Annotated in this window: 24 protein-coding genes; 22 read left to right on the top strand and 2 right to left on the bottom strand. The window is 38.6% G+C overall.

Going from position 1 to position 26706, the window contains the following annotated elements:
• The first annotated feature begins 227 nt into the window (after positions 1-227).
• The 12 genes from vncR (at position 228) to QM843_RS01160 (ending at position 16821) form a co-directional block, all read left to right on the top strand.
• Positions 228-884, top strand: coding sequence for a response regulator transcription factor VncR (gene vncR, locus QM843_RS01215; RefSeq protein ID WP_414304311.1), 657 nt, complete (start codon positions 228-230; stop codon positions 882-884).
• Positions 881-2209, top strand: a complete 1329-nt coding sequence (vncS, locus tag QM843_RS01210; RefSeq protein WP_414304310.1) for a sensor histidine kinase VncS — start codon at positions 881-883, stop codon at positions 2207-2209. The genes vncR and vncS overlap by 4 nt, the downstream gene beginning before the upstream one ends.
• A 140-nt stretch (positions 2210-2349) precedes the next feature.
• Positions 2350-3231, top strand: coding sequence for a class II fructose-bisphosphate aldolase (locus QM843_RS01205; protein WP_001019006.1), 882 nt, complete (start codon positions 2350-2352; stop codon positions 3229-3231).
• 130 nt (positions 3232-3361) lie between these two features.
• Complete coding sequence (locus QM843_RS01200) at positions 3362-4294, top strand: alpha/beta fold hydrolase (protein WP_261072841.1); 933 nt, start codon at positions 3362-3364, stop codon at positions 4292-4294.
• Positions 4295-4720: 426 nt separating this feature from the next.
• Positions 4721-5026 carry a type II toxin-antitoxin system RelB/DinJ family antitoxin gene (locus QM843_RS01195; protein ID WP_261072837.1) on the top strand — a complete coding sequence of 102 codons (306 nt, stop codon included), beginning with the start codon at positions 4721-4723 and terminating at the stop codon, positions 5024-5026.
• On the top strand, positions 5023-5355 hold the full coding sequence (locus QM843_RS01190; protein WP_261072835.1) for a type II toxin-antitoxin system RelE/ParE family toxin: 333 nt from the start codon (positions 5023-5025) through the stop codon (positions 5353-5355). The genes QM843_RS01195 and QM843_RS01190 overlap by 4 nt, the downstream gene beginning before the upstream one ends.
• Positions 5356-5859: 504 nt before the next feature.
• Positions 5860-6852 carry an ABC transporter ATP-binding protein gene (locus QM843_RS01185; protein ID WP_261033382.1) on the top strand — a complete coding sequence of 331 codons (993 nt, stop codon included), beginning with the start codon at positions 5860-5862 and terminating at the stop codon, positions 6850-6852.
• Between the two features lies 1 nt (position 6853).
• Complete coding sequence (locus QM843_RS01180; protein ID WP_414304309.1) at positions 6854-7672, top strand: ABC transporter permease; 819 nt, start codon at positions 6854-6856, stop codon at positions 7670-7672.
• A gap of 1 nt (position 7673) precedes the next feature.
• A complete protein-coding gene (locus QM843_RS01175; RefSeq protein ID WP_414304308.1) occupies positions 7674-8459 on the top strand; it encodes an ABC transporter permease in 786 nt (261 codons plus the stop codon).
• Positions 8460-8497: 38 nt separating this feature from the next.
• Positions 8498-8959, top strand: a complete 462-nt coding sequence (locus QM843_RS01170) for a GNAT family N-acetyltransferase (RefSeq protein ID WP_261091428.1) — start codon at positions 8498-8500, stop codon at positions 8957-8959.
• Positions 8960-9642: 683 nt separating this feature from the next.
• Positions 9643-16212, top strand: coding sequence for a S8 family serine peptidase (locus QM843_RS01165; protein ID WP_414304307.1), 6570 nt, complete (start codon positions 9643-9645; stop codon positions 16210-16212).
• Positions 16213-16512: 300 nt separating this feature from the next.
• Positions 16513-16821, top strand: coding sequence for a hypothetical protein (locus QM843_RS01160; RefSeq protein WP_414304306.1), 309 nt, complete (start codon positions 16513-16515; stop codon positions 16819-16821).
• An 82-nt stretch (positions 16822-16903) separates the two neighbouring features.
• Here the strand turns inward: QM843_RS01160 and QM843_RS01155 are convergent, their stop codons facing one another.
• Entirely contained in the window at positions 16904-17263 is a 360-nt protein-coding gene (locus tag QM843_RS01155) for a DUF3397 family protein (protein WP_078352365.1), read from the bottom strand.
• Positions 17264-17354: 91 nt separating this feature from the next.
• Here QM843_RS01155 and mnmL point away from each other — a divergent pair, with 91 nt between their 5' ends.
• The 5 genes from mnmL to QM843_RS01130 are packed head-to-tail and all read left to right on the top strand — an operon-like array spanning position 17355 to position 22053.
• Positions 17355-18311, top strand: coding sequence for a tRNA modification radical SAM protein MnmL/YtqA (gene mnmL / locus QM843_RS01150; RefSeq protein WP_023946280.1), 957 nt, complete (start codon positions 17355-17357; stop codon positions 18309-18311).
• The gene (gene mnmM, locus QM843_RS01145; RefSeq protein ID WP_247952774.1) at positions 18295-18852 is read left to right on the top strand and encodes a tRNA 5-(aminomethyl)-2-thiouridylate-methyltransferase MnmM; all 558 of its coding nucleotides are present in this window, start codon (positions 18295-18297) and stop codon (positions 18850-18852) included. The genes mnmL and mnmM overlap by 17 nt, the downstream gene beginning before the upstream one ends.
• On the top strand, positions 18845-19099 hold the full coding sequence (locus QM843_RS01140; protein ID WP_049516044.1) for a hypothetical protein: 255 nt from the start codon (positions 18845-18847) through the stop codon (positions 19097-19099). The genes mnmM and QM843_RS01140 overlap by 8 nt, the downstream gene beginning before the upstream one ends.
• 11 nt (positions 19100-19110) lie before the next feature.
• Complete coding sequence (locus tag QM843_RS01135; RefSeq protein ID WP_414304305.1) at positions 19111-21165, top strand: cation:proton antiporter; 2055 nt, start codon at positions 19111-19113, stop codon at positions 21163-21165.
• 27 nt (positions 21166-21192) lie between these two features.
• On the top strand, positions 21193-22053 hold the full coding sequence (locus QM843_RS01130; protein WP_414304304.1) for a YihY/virulence factor BrkB family protein: 861 nt from the start codon (positions 21193-21195) through the stop codon (positions 22051-22053).
• A 39-nt stretch (positions 22054-22092) separates the two neighbouring features.
• Here QM843_RS01130 and queA read toward each other — a convergent pair whose 3' ends face one another.
• Positions 22093-23121, bottom strand: coding sequence for a tRNA preQ1(34) S-adenosylmethionine ribosyltransferase-isomerase QueA (gene queA / locus QM843_RS01125; protein ID WP_173253353.1), 1029 nt, complete (start codon positions 23119-23121; stop codon positions 22093-22095).
• A 150-nt stretch (positions 23122-23271) separates the two neighbouring features.
• Here queA and QM843_RS01120 point away from each other — a divergent pair, with 150 nt between their 5' ends.
• The 5 genes from QM843_RS01120 (at position 23272) to QM843_RS01100 (ending at position 26691) form a co-directional block, all read left to right on the top strand.
• Entirely contained in the window at positions 23272-23979 is a 708-nt protein-coding gene (locus QM843_RS01120; RefSeq protein ID WP_261104898.1) for a glucosamine-6-phosphate deaminase, read from the top strand.
• A 153-nt stretch (positions 23980-24132) separates the two neighbouring features.
• Positions 24133-24309 carry a 30S ribosomal protein S21 gene (gene rpsU / locus QM843_RS01115; RefSeq protein ID WP_000048054.1) on the top strand — a complete coding sequence of 59 codons (177 nt, stop codon included), beginning with the start codon at positions 24133-24135 and terminating at the stop codon, positions 24307-24309.
• A 281-nt stretch (positions 24310-24590) separates the two neighbouring features.
• Positions 24591-25526, top strand: a complete 936-nt coding sequence (gene hprK, locus QM843_RS01110) for an HPr(Ser) kinase/phosphatase (protein WP_000115155.1) — start codon at positions 24591-24593, stop codon at positions 25524-25526.
• Positions 25519-26307: a prolipoprotein diacylglyceryl transferase gene (lgt, locus tag QM843_RS01105; protein WP_020901526.1), complete on the top strand. Its 789-nt coding sequence runs from the start codon at positions 25519-25521 to the stop codon at positions 26305-26307. The genes hprK and lgt overlap by 8 nt, the downstream gene beginning before the upstream one ends.
• Positions 26308-26691, top strand: a complete 384-nt coding sequence (locus QM843_RS01100; protein WP_000895044.1) for a DUF948 domain-containing protein — start codon at positions 26308-26310, stop codon at positions 26689-26691.
• Positions 26692-26706: the final 15 nt, after the last annotated feature.

Below are 26706 nucleotides of genomic sequence, written 5' to 3'. Positions count from 1 at the left end.
AATACTCTTCGAAAATCTCTTCAAACCACGTCAGCGTCGCCTTACCGTAGGTATGGTTACTGACTTCGTCAGTTCTATCCACAACCTCAAAACAGTGTTTTGAGCTGACTTTGTCAGTTCTATCTACAACCTCAAAGCAGTGCTTTGAGCAACCTGCGGCTAGCTTCCTAGTTTGCTTTTTGATTTTCATTGAGTATAAGAAAAATAAAAAAGAGAGCAGTTAAAGTATGAAAATTTTAATTGTAGAAGATGAAGAGATGATCCGTGAGGGAGTCAGTGACTATTTGACGGATTGCGGTTATGAAACCATTGAGGCAGCAGACGGTCAAGAAGCCTTAGAAAAATTTTCCAGCTATGAAATAGCCTTGGTTTTACTGGATATCCAGATGCCCAAGCTCAATGGCCTAGAAGTCCTAGCGGAGATTCGTAAAACCAGCCAAGTCCCTGTCTTGATGCTGACCGCCTTTCAGGATGAGGAATACAAGCTGAGCGCCTTTGCCTCTCTGGCAGATGGCTATCTGGAAAAGCCCTTCTCCCTCTCCCTCTTAAAAGTGAGGGTAGACGCGATTTTTAAGCGCTACTACGATACAGGACGAGTCTTCTCCTATAAGGATACCAAGGTGGACTTTGAGAGCTACAGTGCCAGCCTAGCAGGTCAAGAAGTGGCTGTTAATGCTAAAGAGTTGGAAATTTTGGACTATCTGGTGAAAAATGAAGGACGGGCTTTGACCCGATCTCAGATAATTGATGCCGTCTGGAAAGCGACAGATGAGGTTCCCTTTGACCGTGTCATTGATGTTTACATCAAGGAACTGCGGAAAAAGCTAGGTTTGGACTGCATCCTCACTGTGCGCAATGTTGGTTATAAATTGGAGCGAAAATGAAACGAACAGGTTTGTTTACAAAGATATTTATCTATACCTTCTCGATTTTTAGCGTTCTGGTTATTTGCCTTCATTTAGCTATTTATTTTCTTTTTCCTTCGACTTATTTGAGCCACCGTCAGGAAACCATTGGTCAGAAGGCAACAGCCATTGCCCAGTCCCTAGAAGGGAAAGACAGGCAGAGTATCGAGCAAGTCTTAGACCTGTATTCCCAGACTAGTGATATCAAAGGGGCAGTCAAGGGCGAGATGACTGATGACAAGTTAGAAGTTAAGGACAGTCTTCCTCTGGATACGGACCGCCAGACAACTTCCCTCTTTATTGAGGAGCGTGAGGTGACAACGCAGGACGGTGGTACCATGACTCTCCAGTTTCTAGTTTCCATGGATTTGCAAAAGGAAGCAGAGCAAATCAGTCTCCAGTTTCTTCCCTATACCTTGCTGGCATCCTTTCTGATTTCCCTTTTGGTAGCCTATATCTATGCTCGGACCATTGTTGCTCCGATTTTGGAAATTAAGCGAGTGACCCGTCGGATGATGGATCTGGATGCTCAAGTACGTTTGCGCGTGGATTCCAAGGATGAGATTGGTGATCTCAAGGAACAAATCAATAGCCTTTACCAGCATCTTTTGACTGTCATTGCGGACTTGCATGACAAGAATGAAGCTATTCTCCAGCTCGAAAAGATGAAGGTCGAATTCCTGCGAGGGGCTTCTCATGAATTGAAAACACCTCTGGCTAGTTTGAAAATCCTGATCGAAAACATGAAAGAGAATATTGGTCGTTATAAGGATAGAGACCACTATCTAGGAGTTGCCTTGGGGATTGTAGATGAGCTCAATCACCACGTTCTCCAGATACTTTCTCTCTCGTCTGTGCAGGAATTGCGAGATGATAGGGAACAAATTGACTTATACCAGATGACGCAAAGTCTCGTTAAGGATTATGCCTTACTAGCCAAAGAAAGAGAACTCCAGATAGACAATAGTTTGACACATCAGCAGGCTTGTCTAAACCCATCAGTTATGAAGTTGATCCTATCTAACCTCATCAGCAATGCCATCAAGCACTCCACTCCAGGTGGCTTGGTTGGCATTGGAGAGAGAGAAGGGGAATTCTTTATCGAAAATAGCTGCAGTCCAGAAGAACAAGAAAAACTAACCCAATCTTTTTCTGACAATGCTAGCCGCAAGGCCAAGGGGTCTGGGATGGGGCTCTTTGTGGTCAAGAGTCTATTGGAACATGAAAAATTACCCTATCGTTTCGAGATGGCGGAGAATCTTTTAACCTTCTACATAGCTTTTCCAAAAGTCGCCCAAGACTAGAGATAGAAAGGGTTTACATAGATGAAACTAGAAGAAATTCAATCGAAACTGCGGGAAAAACTAGATTTTTTTGTCAAAAAGTGATAAAATGAACAATGTAAATGGGATGACCCATAAAAATATACAGGAGGCCTGATAAAATGGCAATCGTTTCAGCAGAAAAATTTGTCCAAGCAGCTCGTGACAACGGTTATGCAGTTGGTGGATTTAACACAAACAACCTTGAGTGGACTCAAGCTATCTTGCGTGCAGCAGAAGCTAAAAAAGCTCCAGTTTTGATCCAAACTTCAATGGGTGCTGCTAAATACATGGGTGGTTACAAAGTTGCTCGCAACTTGATCGCTAACCTTGTTGAATCAATGGGTATCACTGTACCAGTAGCTATCCACCTTGACCACGGTCACTATGAAGATGCACTTGAGTGTATCCGAGTTGGTTATACTTCAGTTATGTTTGATGGTTCACACCTTCCAGTTGAAGAAAACCTTGAAAAAGCTCGTAAAGTTGTAGAATTTGCTCATGCAAATGGTGTATCAGTGGAAGCTGAAGTTGGTACTATCGGTGGTGAAGAAGACGGAATCATCGGTGATGGTGAATTGGCTCCAATCGAAGACGCTAAAGCAATGGTTGAAACTGGTATCGACTTCTTGGCAGCTGGTATCGGTAACATCCACGGTCCTTACCCAGAAAACTGGAAAGGTCTTCACCTTGATCACTTGCAAAAATTGACTGAAGCTGTTCCAGGATTCCCAATCGTATTGCACGGTGGTTCAGGTATTCCTGATGAGCAAATCCAAGCAGCTATCAAACTTGGTGTTGCGAAAGTTAACGTTAACACAGAATGCCAAATCGCATTCGCTAACGCAACTCGTAAATTTGCTCGTGACTACGAAGCAAACGAAGCAGAATACGACAAGAAAAAACTCTTCGACCCACGTAAATTCTTGGCTGACGGTGTAAAAGCTATCCAAGCATCAGTTGAAGAACGTATCGACGTATTCGGTTCAGAAGGTAAAGCTTAATCTAGCTGAACAATACAGATGAAACCTGCCCAATAGGCAGGTTTTTTTGGTGTCTGGATATATAGCGAATATACTGTAAAAGAACCAATCTTAAGTTGCTAAAAGGTTCGATTTTTTGTACAATAATGCTATGAAAATACTGAAAAAATGGTTTCTTGCCTTTCTTAGTTTCATTCTTTTGTTTTTACTCGCTACATTCATCTTTCACCGTATCAGTTTGGAAAAGGAAGAAGCCTCACTGACACCTATGGGGCAACAAGTTCTCGTCAATGGACATCAAATAAATGTTTACGTTGAAGGGGATGGCCCTGAGACTATAGTAGTTCTCTCAGGTGCTGGTATTGCTGCTCCTATATTGGATTTTAAAGAAGTATCGGAATCCTTATCGAAACAGTATAAGGTAGTTATCGTGGAGAGGGCGGGATATGGTTATAGTGATGATAGCAACCATTCAAGAGATGTGATGGAGGTTTTGTCTGAGACGCGTCAAGCTCTTTCACAAGCAAATGTCAAAGGTCCTTTTATCATTTTGTCTCATTCCATGGCTAGTCTTGAGAGTTTAGCTTGGCAGGAAAAATATCCTGATGAAGTAAAAACCTTGGTTGGGTTAGATTGGGCACTGCCAGCTAGTTATGAGAATTTAAAGCAAAATCAGGCCTTAATCACTGTGGCATTTTGGAGCAGCAAGATTGGCTTATTACGCTACTTCCCTGAGTCCTTTTATATAAAAAATCCAACTCTGATCGAAAGTGAACGAAAACAATATAAACTTCTAGCTTATAAGCAGTTGATGTCACAAGCCATGCTTCATGAATCCCAAAAGGTAAAGGAAAATGCCAAGAAAGTTCCCTCAAACATTAATCCGAAAATTCCTACCTTACTACTGGTGTCTAACGGTCAAGGTACTAGTTTTGGTCAATCAGAATGGCAGAATTTTGCAGAGAAATTTGCTAGTGAACAGTCTAATGTGAAAGTCATATATATGGACGTACCACACGACCTTTATCATTATCAAAATCATGAAGTTGTTTCTCGTATTGAAGATTTTTTAAAGAGTAATTGAGGGGTTAGAAATCATTTCAGACTGATGACAATCATTAAATACTGAAGGATTAACAGTAGAATCGTGAGTTTTTTCGATTAAAAAATTTTTTTCTTAACCACCAGCCTGCCCTTTGGGGCAGGTTTTTTGGCGTTTTCAGGAGACTATTAAGCCAGAATTTTGGACTAATACTCTTCGAAAATTAAATTCAAACCACGTCAACGTCGCCTTGCCGTATATATGTGACTGACTTCGTCAGTTTCATCTGCAACCTCAAAACAGTGTTTTGAGCTGATTTCGTCAGTTCTATCTACAGCCTCAAAGCACTGCTTTGAGCAACCTGCGGCTAGTTTCCTAGTTTGCTCTTTGATTTTCATTGAGTATTAATTGACAAGTAATGCAAATTGCTGTACAATTACAGTACAAATTGTAAGTGAGGTGATAAGAATGGGAAAAACAGCTACAATTAGTGTTCGAGTTGATGAATTAGATAAACAATCAGCTGAACAGGTTTTGAAGCAGCTTGGGATGCCGATATCAACATTAGTTACACTATTATTGAAACAAGTATCATTAACGAAGAAAATACCTTTTGATATTGCATTGCCAGATGTACCTTCATCAGTGAATGTAGAGGAAATGACAGCTGAACGATTTGGACAAATGATGGTTGAAGTTTATCATGAAGCAGAAAATGGTCATGTTCGATCTGTCAATGAGTTCTTTAAAGAATTTAAGGAACGGAACGTATGAATAAAATAACCATTAATATTTTAAAAAGAGCTGAAGGAGATATGGAAGCCATTTATCATTATATCGCAGATGAGCTTCAATCGCCGGAAACTGCTATGAGTCACTTTGAAGCTATTGCAGAAGGGATTAAAACCTTAGAAATATTTCCTGAAAGATGTGCTATTGTAGAGGAATTGCTCAGTTTAGATATTAAAGTTAGACGACTACTAGTAAAAAATTATTCAGTGTTTTATCGTTTTGATAAGGATACAGTTACCATCTTGAGAGTGTTACATCAATCAAGTAGCTTGGACAGATTACTGTTTGAAATCGGGAACAAATCTGATTGACATATACGCATTTAGTCAGATTATATTCTATTTCATGGAACTTATATCTAGTAGGTTGAATCTAAAATAGTACAATACGACTGTTAAAAATATTTCTAGAGATTAGATTGACTTTCCTAAGCGAGTTGTTCATACCTTATTCAATCTACTATAAAATCATAATTAAAGCTTTTTAAGAAACATGGAAAAAACTGTTCATTATGCTCCAGATGCTAAAGCTTAATCTAGCTGAACAATACAGACAGAACCTGCCCATTGGGTGGGTTTTTGGTGTTTTAAGGGAACTATTAAACTAGAATTTTGGGTTAAACATACCATTTTAAGAGAGAAATATCTAATTTCACAATCTACAGGCAAACGCTTGCATTCCATTTTTTATTGGACTATAATAGGTTGGTATAAAGCCTTTTGTAATAATAAAATGTAGAAGGTGTAGAAAGTAAGGATTTAGAATACTTGCGTTTGAAAATACGATTTTCTATTCCTTACCATAGGGAGAGATTTATGGCAATGATAGAAGTGGAACATCTTCAGAAAAATTTTGTGAAGACAGTAAAGGAACCGGGTTTGAAGGGGGCTTTGCGTTCCTTTATTCATCCTGAAAAGCAGACCTTTGAAGCGGTTAAAGATTTGACCTTTGAGGTGCCAAAGGGCCAGATTTTAGGTTTTATTGGTGCCAATGGTGCTGGGAAGTCGACAACTATCAAAATGTTGACAGGGATTTTAAAACCGACATCTGGTTTTTGTCGGATTAACGGCAAGATTCCGCAGGATAATCGTCAGGATTATGTAAAGGATATTGGAGTGGTCTTTGGGCAACGTACCCAGTTATGGTGGGATTTGGCGCTGCAAGAGACCTACACGGTCTTGAAAGAGATATACGATGTGCCAGACTCGCTCTTCCACAAGCGCATGGACTTTTTGAATGAAGTCTTGGATTTGAAGGACTTTATCAAGGATCCTGTGCGGACTCTTTCACTGGGTCAACGGATGCGGGCGGATATTGCGGCCTCCTTGCTCCACAATCCCAAGGTTCTCTTTTTAGATGAACCGACCATTGGTTTGGACGTTTCGGTCAAGGATAACATTCGTCGGGCTATTACCCAGATCAATCAGGAGGAAGAAACCACCATTCTCTTGACCACTCACGACCTGAGCGACATTGAGCAACTTTGTGATCGGATTTTTATGATTGACAAGGGGCAAGAGATTTTTGATGGAACGGTTAGCCAGCTCAAGGAAACCTTTGGCAAGATGAAGACTCTTTCTTTTGAACTGCTACCAGATCAAAGTCATCTCCTTTCTCACTATGAAGGATTTTCGGATATGACTATTGATAGACAAGGAAACAGTCTCAACATTGAATTCGATAGTTCTCGCTACCAATCGGCTGATATTATTAAGCAAACCCTGTCTGATTTTGAAATCCGCGATTTGAAGATGATGGATACGGATATTGAAGATATTATCCGCCGCTTCTATCGAAAGGAGCTCTAAGATGGTCAAATTGTGGAGACGTTATAAACCCTTTATCAATGCAGGTGTTCAGGAATTGATTACCTATCGAGTCAACTTTATTCTTTATCGGATCGGCGATGTCATGGGAGCTTTTGTGGCCTTTTATCTCTGGAAGGCTGTCTTTGATTCCTCACAAGAGTCCTTGATTCAGGGCTTTAGTATGGCAGATATCACCCTCTATATCATCATGAGTTTTGTAACCAATCTTCTGACTAGATCCGATTCTTCCTTTATGATTGGGGAGGAGGTTAAGGATGGATCCATTATCATGCGCTTGCTGCGACCAGTGCATTTTGCAGCCTCCTATCTTTTTACCGAGCTTGGTTCCAAGTGGTTGATTTTTATTAGCGTTGGACTGCCATTTTTAAGTGTCATTGTTTTGATGAAAATCTTATCTGGGCAAGGCATTGTAGAAGTGCTAGCCTTAACTGTCCTTTATCTTTTTAGCTTGACGCTGGCCTATCTGATTAACTTTTTCTTTAATATCTGCTTTGGTTTTTCAGCCTTTGTCTTTAAAAATCTTTGGGGTTCCAATCTACTCAAGACTTCCTTAGTGGCCTTTATGTCAGGAAGTTTGATTCCCTTGGCTTTCTTTCCGAAGGTCGTTGCAGATATTCTCTCCTTCTTGCCTTTTTCATCCTTGATTTATACTCCGGTTATGATCATTGTTGGGAAATACGATACTAATCAGATTCTTCAGGCACTCGCTTTGCAATTCTTCTGGCTCTTAGTGATGGTGGGATTGTCTCAGTTGATTTGGAAACGAGTCCAGTCCTTTATTACCATTCAGGGAGGTTAGTATGAAAAAATATCAACGCATGCATCTGATTTTTATCAGACAATACATCAAACAAATCATGGAATATAAGATTGATTTTATGGTTGGTGTGCTGGGAGTTTTTCTAACTCAAGGCTTGAATCTCTTGTTTCTCAATGTCATTTTTCAACATATTCCATCCCTAGAAGGTTGGACTTTTCAAGAAATTGCTTTTATCTATGGATTTTCCTTGATTCCCAAGGGACTGGACCATCTCTTTTTTGACAATCTATGGGCGCTAGGGCAACGCTTGGTGAGAAAAGGTGAGTTTGACAAGTATCTGACTCGTCCTATCAATCCTCTCTTTCACATCCTAGTTGAGACCTTTCAGATTGATGCCTTGGGCGAACTCTTGGTCGGTGGCATCCTACTGGGAACAACAGTGACCAGCATTGCTTGGACGCTTCCAAAATTACTGCTTTTCCTAGTTTGTATTCCTTTTGCGACCTTGATTTATACTTCCTTGAAAATCGCTACAGCCAGTATTGCTTTTTGGACCAAGCAGTCAGGCGCCATGATTTACATTTTCTATATGTTTAATGATTTTGCCAAGTATCCAATTTCAATTTATAATTCCGCTCTTCGTTGGTTGATTAGCTTTATCGTACCATTTGCCTTTACGGCCTATTATCCTGCTAGCTATTTCTTGCAGGACAAGGATGTCTTTTTTAACATCGGAGGTTTGATTTTGATTTCCCTGGTCTTCTTAGGTATTTCCTTGAAACTCTGGGACAAGGGCTTGGATTCCTACGAAAGTGCAGGTTCGTAAAAGCTAAAGTAAGACTAAAATCAAGAAAGGAACTTATGATGTTTGTAATTGAAGAAGTCAAGTATGAAAATCAAAAAAAGGCAGTTGTCGCTGAGGTTTTGAAGGATTTGCCAGAATGGTTTGGAATCCCAGAAAGCACACAAGCCTATATAGAAGGAACCACGGATTTGCAAGTTTGGGCCGCCTATCAGGAGAGTGATTTGACTGGATTTGTAAGTTTGTCCTATTCGAGTGAAGATTGTGCAGAGATTGATTGTCTCGGCGTAAAAAAAGCTTATCAAGGTAGAAAAATTGGGAGCCAATTGCTTGCTACTTTAGAGAGCGAAGCTCGTAAAAAAGTTGATTATCTGCAGGTCAAAACAGTGGCAGAAAGTTCTAATAAAGATTATGATCGAACGAATGTCTTTTATCGCAGTCTTGGTTTTAAAAAGTTAGAGATTTTTCCACAGCTTTGGGGCTCTCAAAACCCTTGTCAGATTTTGATTAAGAAGCTTGAATAATATTACTTGACACCTATTCTCAGAGTGCTATACTTTAAGTGTAATAGCCGATTTAGCTCATACTCTTCGAAAATCTCTTCAAACCACGTCAACGTCGCCTTGCCGTATATATGTTACTGACTTTGTCAGTTCTATCTACAACCTAAAAGCAGTGCTTTTAGCAACCTGCGGCTAGTTTCCTAGTTTGCTTTTTGATTTTCATTGAGTATCAGTTGGCAGAGCAAGGCACTCGTAAAGCCTAGGTTATAGGTCGATAAACGACTGAGGATTTGAAAAAATAGATATGTAGAAGATAGCCGTTAAGTCTTATTCTTAGCGGTTTTTTATATTGTTTAATAGCGCTGATATTTCATCAATGATGTTTGACTTTGTGATGTTGCTAGTGCTTTAATTTGATTGCTACTATTTTTGATGGTGTGAATGTTCTGATAATGTACCCCAGCTAACTACGAAAGTTTTTGACTCTATATTTTTAATGTGTGTTAAAAAACAAATTAACGCATATTAATTTTTCTTGACTTAAAAATTTTTAATTGATATACTATTTTCAGAGAGTTAACAATTATATATAAATGCACTACTCTATTTCCTAGATAATACTTAGTAAAACTTTTTATAACAAAGGCTAGCAAAGTTAAAGTTTACTATCTATTGGAAGTTAAATAAATATGTAAGGAATTAAAATGAAAAAAAGTACAGTATTGTCATTAACCACAGCTGCAGTTATTTTAGGAGCATATGTTCCTAACGAGGTAATCCTAGCAGATACACCTAGTTCTGAAGATTCTTTAAAAATACCTGATAAAGAAACAGTAGTAGTAGGTAAACAAAACGAAAACAAAGAAAAACTTGAAGATATTCATAATGTTATAGAAACTTCAAAGGATACTGAAGAAAAGAAAACAACAATTATTGAGGAAAAAGAAGTTGTTAGTAAAAATCCTGTAATAGACAATAACACTAGCAATGAAGAAGAAAAAATCAAAGAAGATTCCAATCAATCCCAAGGAGATAAAGCGGACTCGTCTGCAAGTAAAGACCCAGAAAGTCCCAAAAAAGAGGATAAACTTGTCTATATTGCTGAATTTAAAGATAAAGAATCTGGAGAAAAAGCAATCAAGGAATTATCCAATCTTAAAGATACAAAAGTTTTATATACTTATGATACGGTTTTTAATGGTGTTGCAATAGAAACAACTCCAGATAATTTGGATAAGATTAAACTAATAGAAGGTATCTCATCTGTTGAAAGGGCACAGAAAGTCCAACCGATGATGAATCATGCCCGAAAGGAAATTGGAGTTGAGGAGGCTATCGATTACCTAAAGGTCATTAATGCTCAATTTGGGAAAAATTTTGATGGCCGGGGTATGGTCATTTCAAATATAGATACGGGAACGGATTATAGGCATAAGGCCATGAGGATTGATGATGATGCTAAAGACTCAATGAGATTTAAAAAAGAAGACTTAAAAGGCACTGATAAAAATTTCTGGTTGAGTGATAAAATTCCTCATGCATTCAATTATTATAATGGTGGTAAAATAACTGTAGAAAAAGCTGATGATGGAAGCGATTATTTTGATCCACATGGAATGCATATTGCAGGGATTCTTGCGGGAAATGATACTGAAAAAGACATCAAGAACTTTAACGGAATAGATGGAATTGCTCCTAATGCACAGATCTTCTCTTATAAAATGTACTCTGACGCAGGATCTGGCTTCGCAGGAGATGAAACAATGTTTCATGCTATTGAAGATTCCATCAAACACAATGTTGATGTTGTTTCGGTATCATCTGGCTTTACAGGGACAGGTCTTGTAGGTGAGAAATATTGGCAAGCTATTAGAGCGTTAAGAAAAGCAGGCATTCCAATGGTTGTAGCTACGGGTAACTATGCGACTTCTGCTTCAAGTTCTTCATGGGATTTAGTAGCAAATAATAATCTGAAAATGACCGACACTGGAAATGTAACGCGAACTGCAGCACATGAAGATGCGATAGCGGTCGCATCTGCTAAAAATCAAACAGTTGAGTTTGATAAAGTCAACATAGGTGGAGAAAGTTTTAAATACAGAAATATAGGGGCCTTTTTCGATAAGAATAAAATCACAACAAATGAAGATGGTTCAAAAGCTCCTGATAAATTGAAATTTGTATATATAGGCAAAGGTCAAGATCAAGATTTGATAGGATTGGATCTTAAGGGCAAAATTGCAGTAATGGATAGAATTTATACCAAGGATTTAAAAGATGCTTTTAAAAGAGCTACGGATAAGGGCGCACGTGGCATTATGGTTGTAAATACTGTCAATTACTACAATAGAGATAATTGGACAGAGCTTCCAGCTATGGGATATGAGGAGGATGAAGGAACTACTAGTCAAGTATTTTCAATTTCAGGAGATGATGGTGTAAAGCTATGGAACATGATTAGTCCTGATAAAAAAACTGAAGTTAAAAGAAATAATAAGGAAGATTTCAAAGATAAATTGGAGCAATACTATCCAATCGATATGGCAAGCTATAATTCTAATAAACCGAATGTAGGTGACGAAAAAGAGATTGACTTTAAGTTTGCACCTGACACAGACAAAGAATTGTATAAAGAAGATGTCATAGTTCCAGCAGGATCTACATCTTGGGGACCGAGAACAGATTTGCTTTTGAAGCCTGATGTATCAGCGCCAGGTAAAAATATTAAATCCACTCTCAATGTCATTAATGGGAAATCAACTTATGGCTATATGTCAGGAACTAGTATGGCAACTCCAATCGTGGCAGCTTCTACTGTTTTGATCAGACCAAAGTTAAAGGAAATGCTTGAAAGACCTGTATTGAAAAATCTTGAGGGAGATGACAAAATAGACCTTACGAGTCTTACAAAAATAGCCCTACAAAATACTGCAAGACCTATGATGGATGCGACTTCTTGGAAAGAAAAAAGCCAATACTTTGCATCACCTAGACAGCAGGGAGCAGGGCTAATTAATGTGGCCAATGCTTTGAGAAATGAAGTCGTAGCGACTTTCAAAAACAAGGATTCTAAAGGTTTGGTAAACTCTTATGGTTCTATTTCTCTTAAAGAAATAAAAGGAGATAAAAAATACTTTACAATTAAGCTTCACAATACATCAAACAGACCTTTGACCTTTAAAGTTTCAGCATCAGCTATAACTACAGATTCTCTAACTGATAGACTAAAACTGGATGAAACATATAAAGACGAAAAATCCCCAGATGGGAAGCAAATTGTTCCAGAAATTCACCCAGAAAAAATCAAAGGAGCAAATATCACATTTGAGCATGACACTTTCACTATAAGCCCAAACTCTAGCTTTGATTTAAATGCGGTTATAAACGTTGGAGAGGCTAAAAATAAAAATAAATTTGTAGAATCATTTATTCATTTTGAGTCAGTGGAAGAAATGGAAGCTCTAAACTCCAACGGGAAGAAAACAAATTTCCAACCTTCTTTATCGATGCCTCTAATGGGATTTGCTGGGGATTGGAATAAAGAACCAATCCTTGATAAATGGGCCTGGGAAGAAGGATCAAAATCAAAAACAATGGAAGGTTATGATGATGATGGTAAACCAAAAATTCCAGGAACCTTAAATAAGGGAATTGGTGGAGAACATGGTATAGATAAATTTAACCCAGCAGGAGTTATACAAAATAGAAAAGATAAAAATATAACATCGCTTGATCAAAATCCAGAATTGTTTGCTTTCAATAACGAAGGAATCAACGCACCATCATCAAGTGGTTCTAATATTGCCAAAATTTATCCTTTAGATTCAAATGGAAATCCTCAAGATGCTCAACTTGAAAGAGGATTAACACCTTCTCCGCTTGTATTAAGAAGTGCAGAAGAAGGATTGATTTCAATAGTAAATACAAATAAAGAGGGAGAAAATCAAATCGACTTAAAAGTCATTTCGAGAGAACACTTTATTAAAGGAATTTTAAACTCTAAAAGAAATGATGCAAAGGGAATCAAATCTTCTAAACTAAAAGTTTGGGGTGACTTGAAATGGGATGGACTCATTTATAACCCTAGAGGTAGAGAAGAAAATGCACCAGAAAGCAAGGATACCAAAGATCCTGCTACTAAGATAAGAGGTCAATTTGAACCGATTGCAGAAGGTCAATATTTCTATAAATTTAAATATAGATTAACTAAAGATTATCCATGGCAGGTTTCCTATATTCCTGTAAAAATTGATAACACAGCCCCTAAGATTGTTTCGATTGATTTTTCAAATCCTGAAAAAATTAAGTTGATTACAAAGGATACTTATCATAAGGTAAAAGAGCAATACAAGAATGAAACTTTATTTGCGAGAGATCAGAAAGAACATCCTGAAAAATTTGACGAGATTGCCAACGAAGTTTGGTATGCTGGCGCCGCTCTTGTTAATGAAGATGGAGAGGTTGAGAAAAATCTTGAAGTAACTTATGCAGGTGAGGGTCAAGGAAGAAATAGAAAACTTGACAAAGACGGAAATACCATTTATGAAATTAATGGTGCAGGAGATTTAAGAGGAAAAATCATTGAAGTCATTGCATTAGATGGATCTAGCAATTTCACAAAGATTCATAGAATTAAATTTGCTGATCATGCTGATGAAAAGGGGATGATTTCCTATTATCTAGTAGATCCTGATCAGGATTCATCTAAATACCAAAAGCTTGGCGAGATTGCCGAATCTAAATTTAAAAATTTAGGAAATAGAAAAGAGGATAGTCTTAAAAAAGATGCAACTGAAGTAGAACATCATCAAGACAATGAAGAGGCTACCGAAGAAAAATCTAGCTTTACTATCAATAAAGCCATTTCAACAATTAGAGACTTTGAAAGCAAAGACTTAAAGAAACTCATTAAAAAGAAATTTAGAGAAGTTGATGACTTTACAAGTGAAACTGGTAAGAGAATAGAGGAATACGATTATAAATACGATGATAAGGGAAATATCATTGCGTATGACGATGGTAGTGCCTTACAATATGAAACTGAAAAACTTGACGAAATCAAATCAAAAATTTATGGTGTTCTAAGCCCGTCTAAAGATGGACACTTTGAAATTCTTGGAAAGATAAGTAATGTTTCTAAAAATGCCAAGGTATATTATGGCAATAACTATAAATCGATAGAAATCAAAACGACTAAGTATGATTCCCACTCAAAAACGATGACATTTGATTTATACGCTAATATTAATGATATTGTGGATGGATTAGCTTTTGCAGGAGATATGAGATTCTTTGTGAAAGATGATGATCAGATAAAAGCTGAAACGAAGATTAGAATGCCTGAAAAAAATAAGGAAACTAAAACAGAATATCCGTATGCATCAAGTTATGGGAATGTAATAGAATTAGGAGAAGGAGATCTTTCAAAAAATAAACCAACCAATTTAACGGACATGGAATCTGGTAAAATCTACTCTGATTCAGAAAAACAACAATATCTATTAAAGGATAACATCATTCTAAGAAAAGGCTATGCACTAAAAGTGACTACCTATAATCCTGGAAAAACGGATATGTTAGAAGGAAATGGAGTTTATAGCCAGGAAGATATAGCAAAAATCCAAAAGGCCAATCCTAATCTAAGAGTCTTATCAGAAAAAATAATTTATGCTGATAGTAGAAATGTTGAAGATGGAAGAAGTACTCAACCAGTATTAATGTCGGCTTTGGACGGCTTTAACATTGTAAGGTATCAAGTGTTTACCTTTAAAATGAATGATAAAGGGGAAGCAATCGATAAAGATGGAAATCTTGTAACAGATCCTTCTAAACTTGTATTATTTGGTAAGGATGGTAAAGAGTACACAGGAGAGGATAAGTCCAATGTAGAAGCTATAAAAGAAGATGGCTCTACGTTATTTATTGATGCAAAACCAGTAAATCTTTCAATGGACAAGAACTACTTTAATCCATCTAAATTTAATAAAATTTATGTACGAAATCCAGAATTTTATTTAAGAGGTAAGATTTCTGATAAGGGTGGTTTTAACTGGGAGTTGAGAGTAAATGAATCGGTTGTAGATAATTATTTAATCTACGGAGATTTACACATTGATAACACTAGAGATTTTAACATTAAGCTTAATGTTAAAGACGGTGACATCATGGACTGGGGAATGAAAGACTATAAAGCAAACGGATTCCCAGATAAGGTAACAGACATGGATGGAAATGTTTATCTTCAAACTGGCTATAGCGATTTGAATGCGAAAGCGGTTGGAGTACACTATCAATTTTTATATGATAATGTTAAACCAGAAGTAAACATTGATCCTAAGGGAAATACTAGTATTGAATATGCTGACGGAAAATCTGTAGTCTTTAATATCAATGATAAAAGAAATAATGGATTCGATGGTGAGATTCAAGACAAACATATTTATGTAAATGGAAAAGAATACAAATCATTTGATGATATTAAACAACTAACAGATAAGACACTAAACATTAAGATTGTTGTAAAAGATTTTGCAAGAAATACAACCGTAAAAGAATTCATTTTAAACAAAGATACGGGAGAGGTGAGCGAACTAAAACCTCAGATGGTAACTGTGACCATTCAAAATGGAAAAGAAATGAGTTCAACGATAGTGTCGGAAGAAGATTTCATTTTACCTGTCTATAAGGGTGAATTAGAAAAAGGCTATCAATTTGATGGCTGGGAAATTTCTGGTGTCGAAGGGAAAAAAGATGCAGGTTATGTTATTAATGTGTCAAAAGATACCCTTATAAAACCTCTATTCAAGAAAATAGAGGAGAAAAAGGAGGAGGAAAATAAACCTACTTTTGATGAATCGAAAAAGAAAGATAACAAACAGGTAAGCCATAGCCAATTAAATCAAAGTCATAGAAAAGAGGACTTACAAAGAGCAAATCATTCACAAAAATCTGATTCGACTAAAGATGTCAAAACTACAGTTCCTGTACAAGTAAATTATAGTCAATTAGATGAAAGTCAAAGATCTGATTCAACTAAGGATGTTACAGCTACAGTTCCTGATAAAAATGATAAAAACTTTGAAAATAAGAAGGAAGTTTATCTTAATGAACCAGAGACTATAGCTAATAAACATACCAATATCGATAGTAAATCGGATACTAACCATTCTGATAAGTTGCCAAAAACCGGAACAGTTAGAGAAGGTTTTACACCATTCATTGCTGGAATAATGTTTACTGTAGGTGTATTTCTTAGATTGAAGAAAAAAGATTAAGATGAAGACAAAAGCTATAGATGAAAAAATGGTTTATGTACTGAGATGAGATAGTGTGGTGATGAGATAATTTTAAGGAATTAAGTAGCGTTTGGTTGCTTAATTCCTTTTTATTTGGAAGATAGTTTTCCCCTGTTTCCTTATTTTATCTTAACTATTCAACCACTTAGACCGAGATATGGACCAGATAGGCAAAAGAACTTGTTCTTGAAACTGCCCTCTGCTATAATGATTTTTGTAAGGGACGTGAGGATTCACTATCAAATAACTCAAGTTCTAAAAAAGAAATTGGAGATCAACATGAAAAAATTATTAGGGATTGTATTTTTAGTAGCAGCAGCGATAGTATTGTATTTTGGTTCTGTTGGTTGGCCAAGTTTGAATGTCAACCTTTGGTCATTGATTCCGGTAGGCTTGTTCCTCTTTTTCACTCTGGAAAATCTTTTGAAAAAAGACTACAAGGCTAGTCTCATGTGTTTGATTATTGCCTTTATCATTGCAAATGCGATTTTGGATCTTTTGCCAATTTCAAGTGGTCTAGTGATTGGAGCAGGCGTACTAGCATGCGTTGGTATTGGATATCTCTTTCCTGATAAAGAAGGTAAATAGGAATTATTGAAAAAGATATAAAGAAAAACACTTCAATCACTGTATTTCAGTTTGATTGAGGTGTTTTCGATTTAGTTTTTTTTTATTTCTGGGCCATCAATTCAACAATCATCTCGATATACATGACAAGGGTTACTAAAAATCCTGCACGCCAGAAGAATTTGATGAATTTAGGATAGTAAAAGCTACGTTTTTTCAGAAGGAAGAAAAAAACGAGAATAATGGCTAGGAGTGAGAGGGCTAGGCCCAGTCTAGGGAGGAAATTATGGGTAAAGGTTTTAGCTGTGATTAGGTAGTACTCAAATACCAAGACTGGAAAAGCTAAATCCGCAAAGTTTCGTCCTAGTTTTTTTAATCTAAAAAGTTTGGTTATGATAATGCAGACTACTAGAGTCAGTATCAATAATAAAATAGATGCTAATTTCATTAAAATCATACCCATATTGTATCATAAAAAATCGCTAATGGAAACGAGAAACAGAGGAATTTATAGGAAAGTCAGGCTTTTGAGATTGTGGGTGTTTTTTGTTATAATGAAAGTTATGAAATCTTATAATACCTTGAATGATTATTATCGAAAACTCTTTGGAGAAAAGACTTTTAAAGTCCCTATTGATGCGGGGTTTGACTGTCCCAATCGTGATGGAACTGTGGCTCATGGGGGCTGTACTTTTTGTACGGTTTCAGGCTCTGGAGATGCTATCGTAGCACCGGATGCGCCTATCCGTGAGCAATTTTATAAGGAAATTGACTTTATGCACCGTAAGTGGCCGGATGTTCAGAAGTATCTGGTTTATTTTCAAAATTTTACCAACACCCATGAAAAGGTGGAAGTCATCCGAGAGCGCTATGAGCAGGCTATCAATGAGCCAGGTGTAGTAGGAATCAATATCGGAACGCGCCCAGATTGTTTACCAGACGAAACTATCGAATATTTGGCTGAGTTGTCGGAACGCATGCATGTGACGGTTGAATTGGGCTTGCAGACCACTTATGAAACAACCTCTGACTTGATTAATCGCGCCCATTCCTATGAGTTGTACGTGGAAACGGTCAAGCGTTTGAGAAAGTATCCAAAGATTGAGATTGTTTCCCATCTGATCAACGGACTTCCTGGTGAAACCCATGAGATGATGATTGAAAATGTCCGCCGCTGTGTTACGGATAACGATATTCAAGGGATTAAACTGCATTTACTCCATCTTATGACAAATACTCGTATGCAACGAGATTACCACGAAGGACGCTTGCAACTGATGAGTCAGGACGAATATGTCAAGGTTATCTGCGACCAATTGGAAATCATTCCCAAGCATATTGTCATTCATCGAATCACAGGAGATGCACCTAGGGATATGCTGATTGGGCCTATGTGGAGCCTCAATAAATGGGAAGTTCTCAACAGTATTGAGATGGAGATGCGACGTCGCGGAAGTGTTCAAGGATGCAAGGCTGTAAAACAGGAGTTTGAAAATGAAAAGACCACTTGAGATGGCACATGATTTTTTGGCTGAGGTTGTAACTCAGGACGATATCGTAGTGGATGCGACAATGGGAAATGGTCATGACACGCTTTTTCTAGCCAAGCTAGCTAAGCAAGTCTATGCCTTTGATATTCAGGAGCAAGCCTTGGAAAAGACCAAGGAGCGTTTGGGCCAGGCTGGAATGACAAATGCCCAGTTAATCTTGCAAGGCCATGAGACACTGGACCAGTTTGTGACAGAAGCCAAGGCAGGGATTTTTAATCTGGGATATCTGCCGTCAGCTGATAAGTCTGTCATTACCCGACCTCAGACAACGATTGAAGCCTTAGAAAAGCTGTGTGGCTTACTTGTCAAAGGTGGACGGATTGCTATCATGATCTACTATGGTCATGATGGAGGAGATATTGAGAGGGATGCTGTCTTGGAGTTTGTTAGCCAGTTGAACCAACAAGAGTACACAGTTGCCATTTACCGAACTTTAAACCAAGTCAACAACCCACCATTTTTAGTGATGATTGAGAAATTAGAGAGATATAGACATGGATAAACAATACCTACGTGAAAAGCTGGATGCCATGCGCCAGAATTTTGTTGAATCAACTCACCACGAACGAGCGGTGGGTGTGTTAGACCAAGCGCATATGAGCAAAAAAATGCTTAAAATCAAGAAAAAATTAGTTACTCTTGAAATGGAACGGTGCCAGAGAAAAATTGAGCACAAAGACTGTTCCAAGATTGACCAAAAAATCAAAGAGCAGAAGGAGATATTTGAATCCTGTTGTAAAAAAGATTAAGGAGGACGTGCGTGGAATTACTGATTTACCTCATCCTATTTTTACTGGTCTTGATTGTCTCAAGTACAACCAATAAGCTCCTGCCCTTTTTGCCTCTTCCTTTGGTGCAAATTCTTTTGGGAATTGTGATTGGTCTCTTTTTACCCAATACCAACTTTCACCTCAATACAGAGTTGTTTTTGGCACTGGTTATCGGTCCCTTGCTTTTCCGAGAGTCTGAAGAAGCGGATATTACGGCTATTTTAAAACACTGGCGAATCATTGTTTATCTCATATTTCCAGTGATTTTCATCTCGACCTTGAGTTTGGGTGGCTTGGCCCATCTTCTTTGGTTCAGTCTTCCCTTGGCGGCTTGCTTGGCTGTTGGGGCAGCCCTTGGTCCTACGGATTTGGTGGCCTTTGCCTCTCTTTCGGAGCGGTTTAGCTTTCCTAAGCGCGTGTCCAATATTCTTAAGGGTGAAGGACTCTTGAATGATGCATTTGGTTTGGTTGCCTTTCAGGTTGCCTTGACAGCCTGGACAACTGGAGCCTTTTCCCTTGGGCAAGCGAGTAGTTCGCTCATCTTTTCAATCCTAGGCGGTTTTTTAATTGGATTTGTAACAGCCATGACCAACCGTTTCCTACATAGCTTCTTGCTGAGTGTGAGAGCAACGGATATTGCCAGCGAACTTTTATTAGAATTGAGTTTGCCTCTGGTGACCTTCTTCCTAGCAGAAGAAGTCCACGTTTCAGGGATTATTGCCGTTGTAGTTGCTGGGATTTTAAAGGCAAGCCGTTTTAAGAAAATTACGCTCCTCGAAGCACAAGTGGATACAGTAACCGAGACGGTTTGGCATACAGTGAATTTTATGCTGAACGGTTCTGTCTTTGTGATTTTAGGGATGGAGTTGGAAATGATAGCAGAACCTATCTTGACCAATTCAATCTATAATCCTATACTTCTATTGGTATCTCTTATAGCCCTTACCTTTGTCCTCTTTGCTATTCGTTTTGTCATGATTTATGGCTATTATGCCTATAGGACTAGACGTCTCAAGAAAAAGCTAAATAAGTATATGAAGGACATGCTTCTTTTGACCTTCTCAGGTGTCAAGGGAACGGTGTCGATTGCTACGATCCTTTTGATACCAAGTAATCTAGAACAGGAGTATCCTCTCTTGCTTTTCCTTGTCGCAGGTGTGACGCTAGTAAGCTTTTTAACAGGCCTCGTGGTCTTGCCTCATCTTTCTGATGAACAGGAAGAAAGCAAGGACTATCTCATGCATATTGGCATTTTGAATGAAGTAACGCTAGAGTTGGAAAAAGAGTTGGAAGACACCAAAAATAAACTTCCCCTTTATGCGGCTATTGACAATTACCATGGACGTATTGAAAATCTCATCCTGAGTCAAGAAAATAAGGGGGCTCAAGAAGACTGGGAGGCCTTGAAGCTTCTTATCCTCAGTATTGAAAGTGATGGTTTAGAACAAGCCTACGAAGAAGGAAAGATGAGTGAGCGTGCTTATCGAGTCTACCAACGTTATTTGAAAAGCATAGAACAAAGTATCAATCGCAAGTTTGCTTCACGATTGACCTATTATTTCCTTGTTTCCTTGCGGATTTTACGTTTTCTCCTCCACGAAGTCTTTACCTTTGGCAAGACCTTCCGCAGTTGGAAAAATGAAGAATCACAGAAACTCAGAGCCCTTGACTATGACCAAATTGCAGAGCTCTATCTAGAAAATACAGAGATGATTATCGAAAGTTTGGAGAACCTAAAAGGGGTTTATAAGAGCTCTTTAATCAGCTTCATGCAGGATTCTCGTCTCCGTGAAACAGCTATCATCACCAGTGGTGCCTTTGTCGAACGGGTTATCAATCGTGTCAAGCCCAACAATATCGATGAAATGCTGAGAGGCTATTATCTGGAGCGTAAATTGATTTTCGAATATGAAGAGAAACGATTGATTACGACCAAATATGCCAAGAAGTTGCGACAAAATGTGAATAACTTAGAGAACTATTCCTTGAAGGAAGCTGCCAATACCCTGCCTTATGATATGATGGAATTGGTAAGAAGAAATTAATCAAGATTATAAGTGAAGGAGTATGATATGAAGAAGTGGTGGAAAGAGCTGATAGATAAGCCCTTATTAAAAGCTTTTTTGCATTATTATCAAGCATCAGATAGTGAGTTAACCAGTGTCGCAGTAGCCTACTATTGGTTGATTTCGATTTTTCCCCTGCTTTTGGTGGTAGTTAATATCCTCCCATATTTTCAGATTCCAGTTTCTAATTTTTTAAAGGTTGTCAATGAATTTTTGCCGGATACGGTCTATGATGTGGTTGCAAAGATTATTACAGAAGTACTGACCCAACCTTCAACGGGCTTGTTGAGTTTTGCGGTTTTGTCAGCCCTCTGGACCTTTTCAAAATCCATGAATTTCCTACAGAAAGCCTTTAATAAAGCTTACGGAGTAGCAAAAAATCGTGGAATGATTTCCCATCAGCTCATGAGTTTGTTTGTCAGTTTTGGCCTGCAGATTCTCTTTGCCTTAGCCCTATTTTTGAGTGTCTTTGGCCGCATGCTCCTCAACCTCATCAAAAGCTACTGGAAATCAGATAGTCCTCTCTTTGATTATCTGCAGGATCTAACAGGTCCCTTGGTCTATGCCTTGATTTTTGCCATCTTGGTTATGCTTTATTATTTCCTGCCCAATGTTAGGGTGCGACGAATTCGACATGTATTACCAGGTAGCACCTTTGTCTTGTTGACTCTGGTCTTACTGCTCAATATTTTTTCAGTCTATGTCAACAACTATGTTAATCACCTCGTGGACGTCCGTTTTTTCAGTTCCATCGTCGTGGTGGTCATGATGTTCTGGTTTATTCTTATCGCTAAGATTTTGATTGTCGGAGCGGTGATCAATGCCAGTGTGCAGAGTTTGAAAGATCCAAAGTTTGGTATGGAATAATTAGAAAAATCCCTATTAGGTTTCCTAATAGGGATTTTCTTAATAGATAAACATGGCATCGCCAAAACTGAAGAAGCGGTAGTGTTCTTGAATGGCATGGTGATAAGCGTCTAAGACTAATTCACGGCCGGCAAAGGCAGAAACCAACATGACCAGAGTTGATTTTGGCAGGTGGAAGTTGGTTGAGAAGGCATCCACGACCTTCCACTCATACCCAGGTTTGATAAAGATATTGGTCCAGCCAGAATCTGCTTGGATTTGCCCATCAAACTTGGAACCAATAGTCTCTAAGGTGCGGATAGAAGTGGTTCCGACAGCGATGACGCGACCACCATTTTCCTTAACAGAGCGAAGGGTGGCAGCAGCTTCCTCAGAAAGCTGGTAGAATTCTGAGTGCATTTCGTGTTCGTCCAGATTGTCAACTGAAACGGGTCTAAAGGTTCCGAGTCCGACATGAAGAGTCAGATAGACTAGATGAACACCCTTAGCTTGGATTTCTGCCAGCAATTCTTTGGTGAAGTGAAGACCAGCAGTAGGTGCAGCAGCAGAGCCACTTTCCTTGGCGTAAACAGTTTGATAGCGTTCACGGTCATCCAGTTTTTCATGGATATAAGGCGGTAGCGGCATTTCACCCAGACTTTCCAAAACTTCTAGGAAAATTCCTTGGTATTCAAAGTGGACAATGCGGCCCCCGTGAGTCAATTCTTCCGTAACAACAGCGCTGAGACGGCCATCACCAAAGCTGACACGAGTACCGACCTTGAGGCGTTTGGCAGGTTTAGCCAGAACCTCCCACTCATCTCCAGCAGTATTTTTGAGCAGGAGAAGTTCCACATGACCTCCAGTTTCTTCCTTTTGACCATAGAGGCGGGCAGGGAGAACGCGGGTGTCGTTCATAACGAGGGCATCACCAGGTTCCAGCATATCAATAATGGAGTGGAAGTGTTTATCCTGCATTTCTCCCGTCTCACGGTTGACGATGAGGAGTTTAGAGGCGTCCCGTTTTTCAAGAGGCGTTTGGGCAATCAATTCCTCAGGCAAGTGGAAATCAAAATCAGCTGTATTCATATATCTGTTCATTCTTTCTAAGTTCTAATCTTATCCATTATAACATGTTTCAAGTATAGTCGCTCTTTTTTTGAAAATTAAATCGTTTTCACTTGACAAAAATTGGTCTATACCATATAATAAATATAGATTGAAACGGAGGATAAAAAGATGAAAGTTATTAAAGTTGAAAACCAAATCGAAGGTGGAAAAGTTGCTTTTGAGATTTTGAAGGAAAAATTGGCCAATGGAGCTCAAACACTAGGACTTGCGACAGGAAGTAGCCCACTTGAATTTTACAAGGAAATTGTTGAGAGTGACCTCGATTTTTCAAATCTAACCAGTGTCAACCTTGATGAGTATGTAGGCCTTGATGGCGACAATCCACAGTCTTACCGTTACTTCATGCAAGAAAACTTGTTCAACCAAAAACCATTTAAAGAAAGTTTCTTGCCTCGTGGGGTTAAGGACAATGCTGAAGCTGAAGTTGAACGCTACAACCAAGTTTTGGCTGACCATCCAGTTGACCTCCAAATTTTGGGAATCGGTCGCAATGGTCATATCGGATTTAATGAACCCGGTACTCCATTTGACAGTCAAACTCACCTTGTAGAACTTGACAAGTCTACTATTGAAGCAAACGCACGTTTCTTTGACAAGATTGAAGACGTCCCAACCCAAGCCATTTCAATGGGGATTAAAAATATCTTGGATGCCAAGTCAATCCTTCTATTTGCTTATGGTGAGTCGAAAGCAGAAGCCATTGCAGGAACAGTGTCTGGCCCAGTGACTGAGAACCTACCAGCAAGTAGCCTCCAAAATCACCCTGATGTGACCATCATTGCAGATGCTGAAGCGCTCAGCTTGTTAGAAAAATAAAAAAATGAACTCTTTCAGTTTCTCTATTTAATTGATGCTTTCAAGACTTGAATAAATGGCAAAAAAATCAAAATTAAACCGGATTTTTTCTTGACAATTATTCCTTTTACGTGTAAAATAGAATAGATCTTGAACTTGAAGGGAGTGAAAAAAATGTCTAAAACAGTAGTACGTAAGAATGAATCTCTTGACGACGCACTTCGTCGTTTCAAACGTGCGGTTACTAAAGCTGGTACTCTTCAAGAAACACGCAAACGTGAATTCTATGAAAAACCTTCTGTAAAACGTAAACGTAAATCAGAAGCAGCTCGTAAACGTAAAAAATTCTAATTAGAAATGAAAGGCTGGAGAAATCTAGTCCTTTTTCTTTTATTACTCTTCGAAAATCTCTTCAAACCACGTCAACGTCGCCTTGGATTATATATGTGACTGACTTCGTCAGTCTTATCTACAACCTCAAAACGGTGTTTTGAGCAACCTGCGACTAGTTTCCTAGTTTGCTCTTTGATTTTCATTGAGTATAAATAAATACTTCAAAACCTGCAAAAATCTGAAATATCCTCCTACAATTTGATATAATAGAGAGAAGAACTCATTTGAAGGAGGAAATGATGTCGGTTTTAGTAAAAGAAGTGATTGAAAAGCTTAGACTAGACATTGTCTATGGCGAACCAGAATTACTTGAAAAGGAAATTAATACCGCGGACATTACGCGACCTGGTCTTGAAATGACGGGCTATTTTGACTATTATACGCCTGAGCGAATCCAGCTCTTGGGAATGAAGGAGTGGTCCTACCTCGTTTCGATGTCCTCTCACAACCGTTACCAAGTCTTGAAAAAAATGTTTCTACCTGAGACACCTGCGGTTATTGTTGCCCGTGGTTTGGTGGTTCCGGAGGAAATGTTAAAGGCAGCCAGAGAATGTAAGATTGCCATTTTAACCAGTCGTACAGCAACCAGTCGTTTATCTGGAGAGTTATCTAGTTATCTGGATTCACGTTTAGCAGAACGGACCAGTGTGCACGGTGTCTTGATGGATATCTATGGTATGGGTGTCTTGATTCAGGGCGATAGTGGCATCGGTAAGAGTGAGACAGGTCTAGAGCTTGTCAAACGTGGTCACCGCTTGGTAGCTGATGACCGGGTCGATATCTTTGCCAAGGACGAGATTACTCTTTGGGGTGAACCTGCTGAAATCTTGAGACACCTGATTGAAATTCGTGGGGTTGGGATTATCGATGTCATGAGCCTCTACGGTGCCAGTGCTGTCAAGGACTCTTCACAAGTTCAGTTGGCTGTTTACTTGGAAAATTACGATACACATAAGACTTTTGATCGTCTTGGAAACAATGCAGAGGAAATAGAAATTTCTGGCGTAGCCATTCCTCGTATTCGTATTCCAGTTAAAACAGGTCGTAATATCTCTGTTGTGATTGAGGCAGCTGCCATGAATTATCGTGCCAAGGAAATGGGCTTTGATGCGACGCGTTTGTTCGAAGAACGCTTGACTAATCTCATTGCTCAAAACGAGGTGCCTAATGCTTGATCCAATTGCTATTCATCTAGGCCCTCTAGCTATTCGATGGTATGCCTTGTGTATAGTGACAGGCTTGATTCTTGCGGTTTATTTGACCATGAAAGAAGCACCTAGAAAGAAGATCATACCAGACGATATTTTAGATTTCATCCTGATAGCTTTTCCTTTGGCTATTTTAGGAGCACGTCTCTATTATGTTATTTTCCGTTTTGATTACTATAGTCAGAACTTGGGAGAAATTTTTGCCATTTGGAATGGTGGTTTGGCTTTTTACGGTGGTTTGATAACTGGGGCTATTGTACTCTATATCTTTGCTGATCGTAAACTCATCAATACTTGGGATTTTCTAGATATTGCAGCGCCTAGCGTCATGATTGCCCAAAGTTTGGGTCGCTGGGGAAATTTCTTTAACCAAGAAGCTTATGGTGCAGCAGTGGATAATCTGGATTATCTACCTGGCTTTATTCGTGACCAGATGTATATTGAGGGGAGCTATCGTCAGCCAACCTTCCTTTATGAGTCTCTATGGAATCTTCTTGGATTTGCCTTGATTCTGATTTTTAGAAGAAAATGGAAGAGCCTTAGACGAGGTCATATCACTGCCTTTTACTTGATTTGGTATGGTTTCGGTCGTATGGTCATCGAAGGTATGCGGACAGATAGTCTCATGTTCTTTGGTCTTCGAGTGTCTCAATGGCTATCAGTTGTCCTTATCGGACTGGGTATTTTTATCATTCTATATCAAAATCGAAAGAAGGCCCCTTACTATATTACAGAGGAGGAAAATTAAATGTTAGAAGTTGCATATATTCTTGTAGCCCTTGCTTTGATTGTATTTTTAGTGTATCTAATCATTACTGTACAAAAGCTTGGACGTGTTATCGATGAAACAGAGAAGACGATTAAAACCTTAACTTCAGATGTGGATGTGACCTTGCATCATACCAATGAATTGCTGGCTAAGGTCAATGTCTTGGCAGATGATATCAATGTAAAGGTAGCAACGATTGATCCACTCTTTAGCGCTGTTGCAGATTTATCTCTATCTGTTTCAGATCTCAATGACCATGCGCGTGTATTGAGTAAGAAAGCTTCATCAGCTGGTTCAAAAACACTTAAGACTGGTGCAAGTTTGTCAGCTCTTCGTGTCGCAAGTAAATTTTTCAAAAAATAAAAAAGGAGAATCCTT

The organism is Streptococcus mitis, assembly GCF_047463435.1.
GTDB lineage: Bacteria > Bacillota > Bacilli > Lactobacillales > Streptococcaceae > Streptococcus > Streptococcus mitis_DS.
This window is presented reverse-complemented; position numbering and strand designations above follow the sequence as displayed.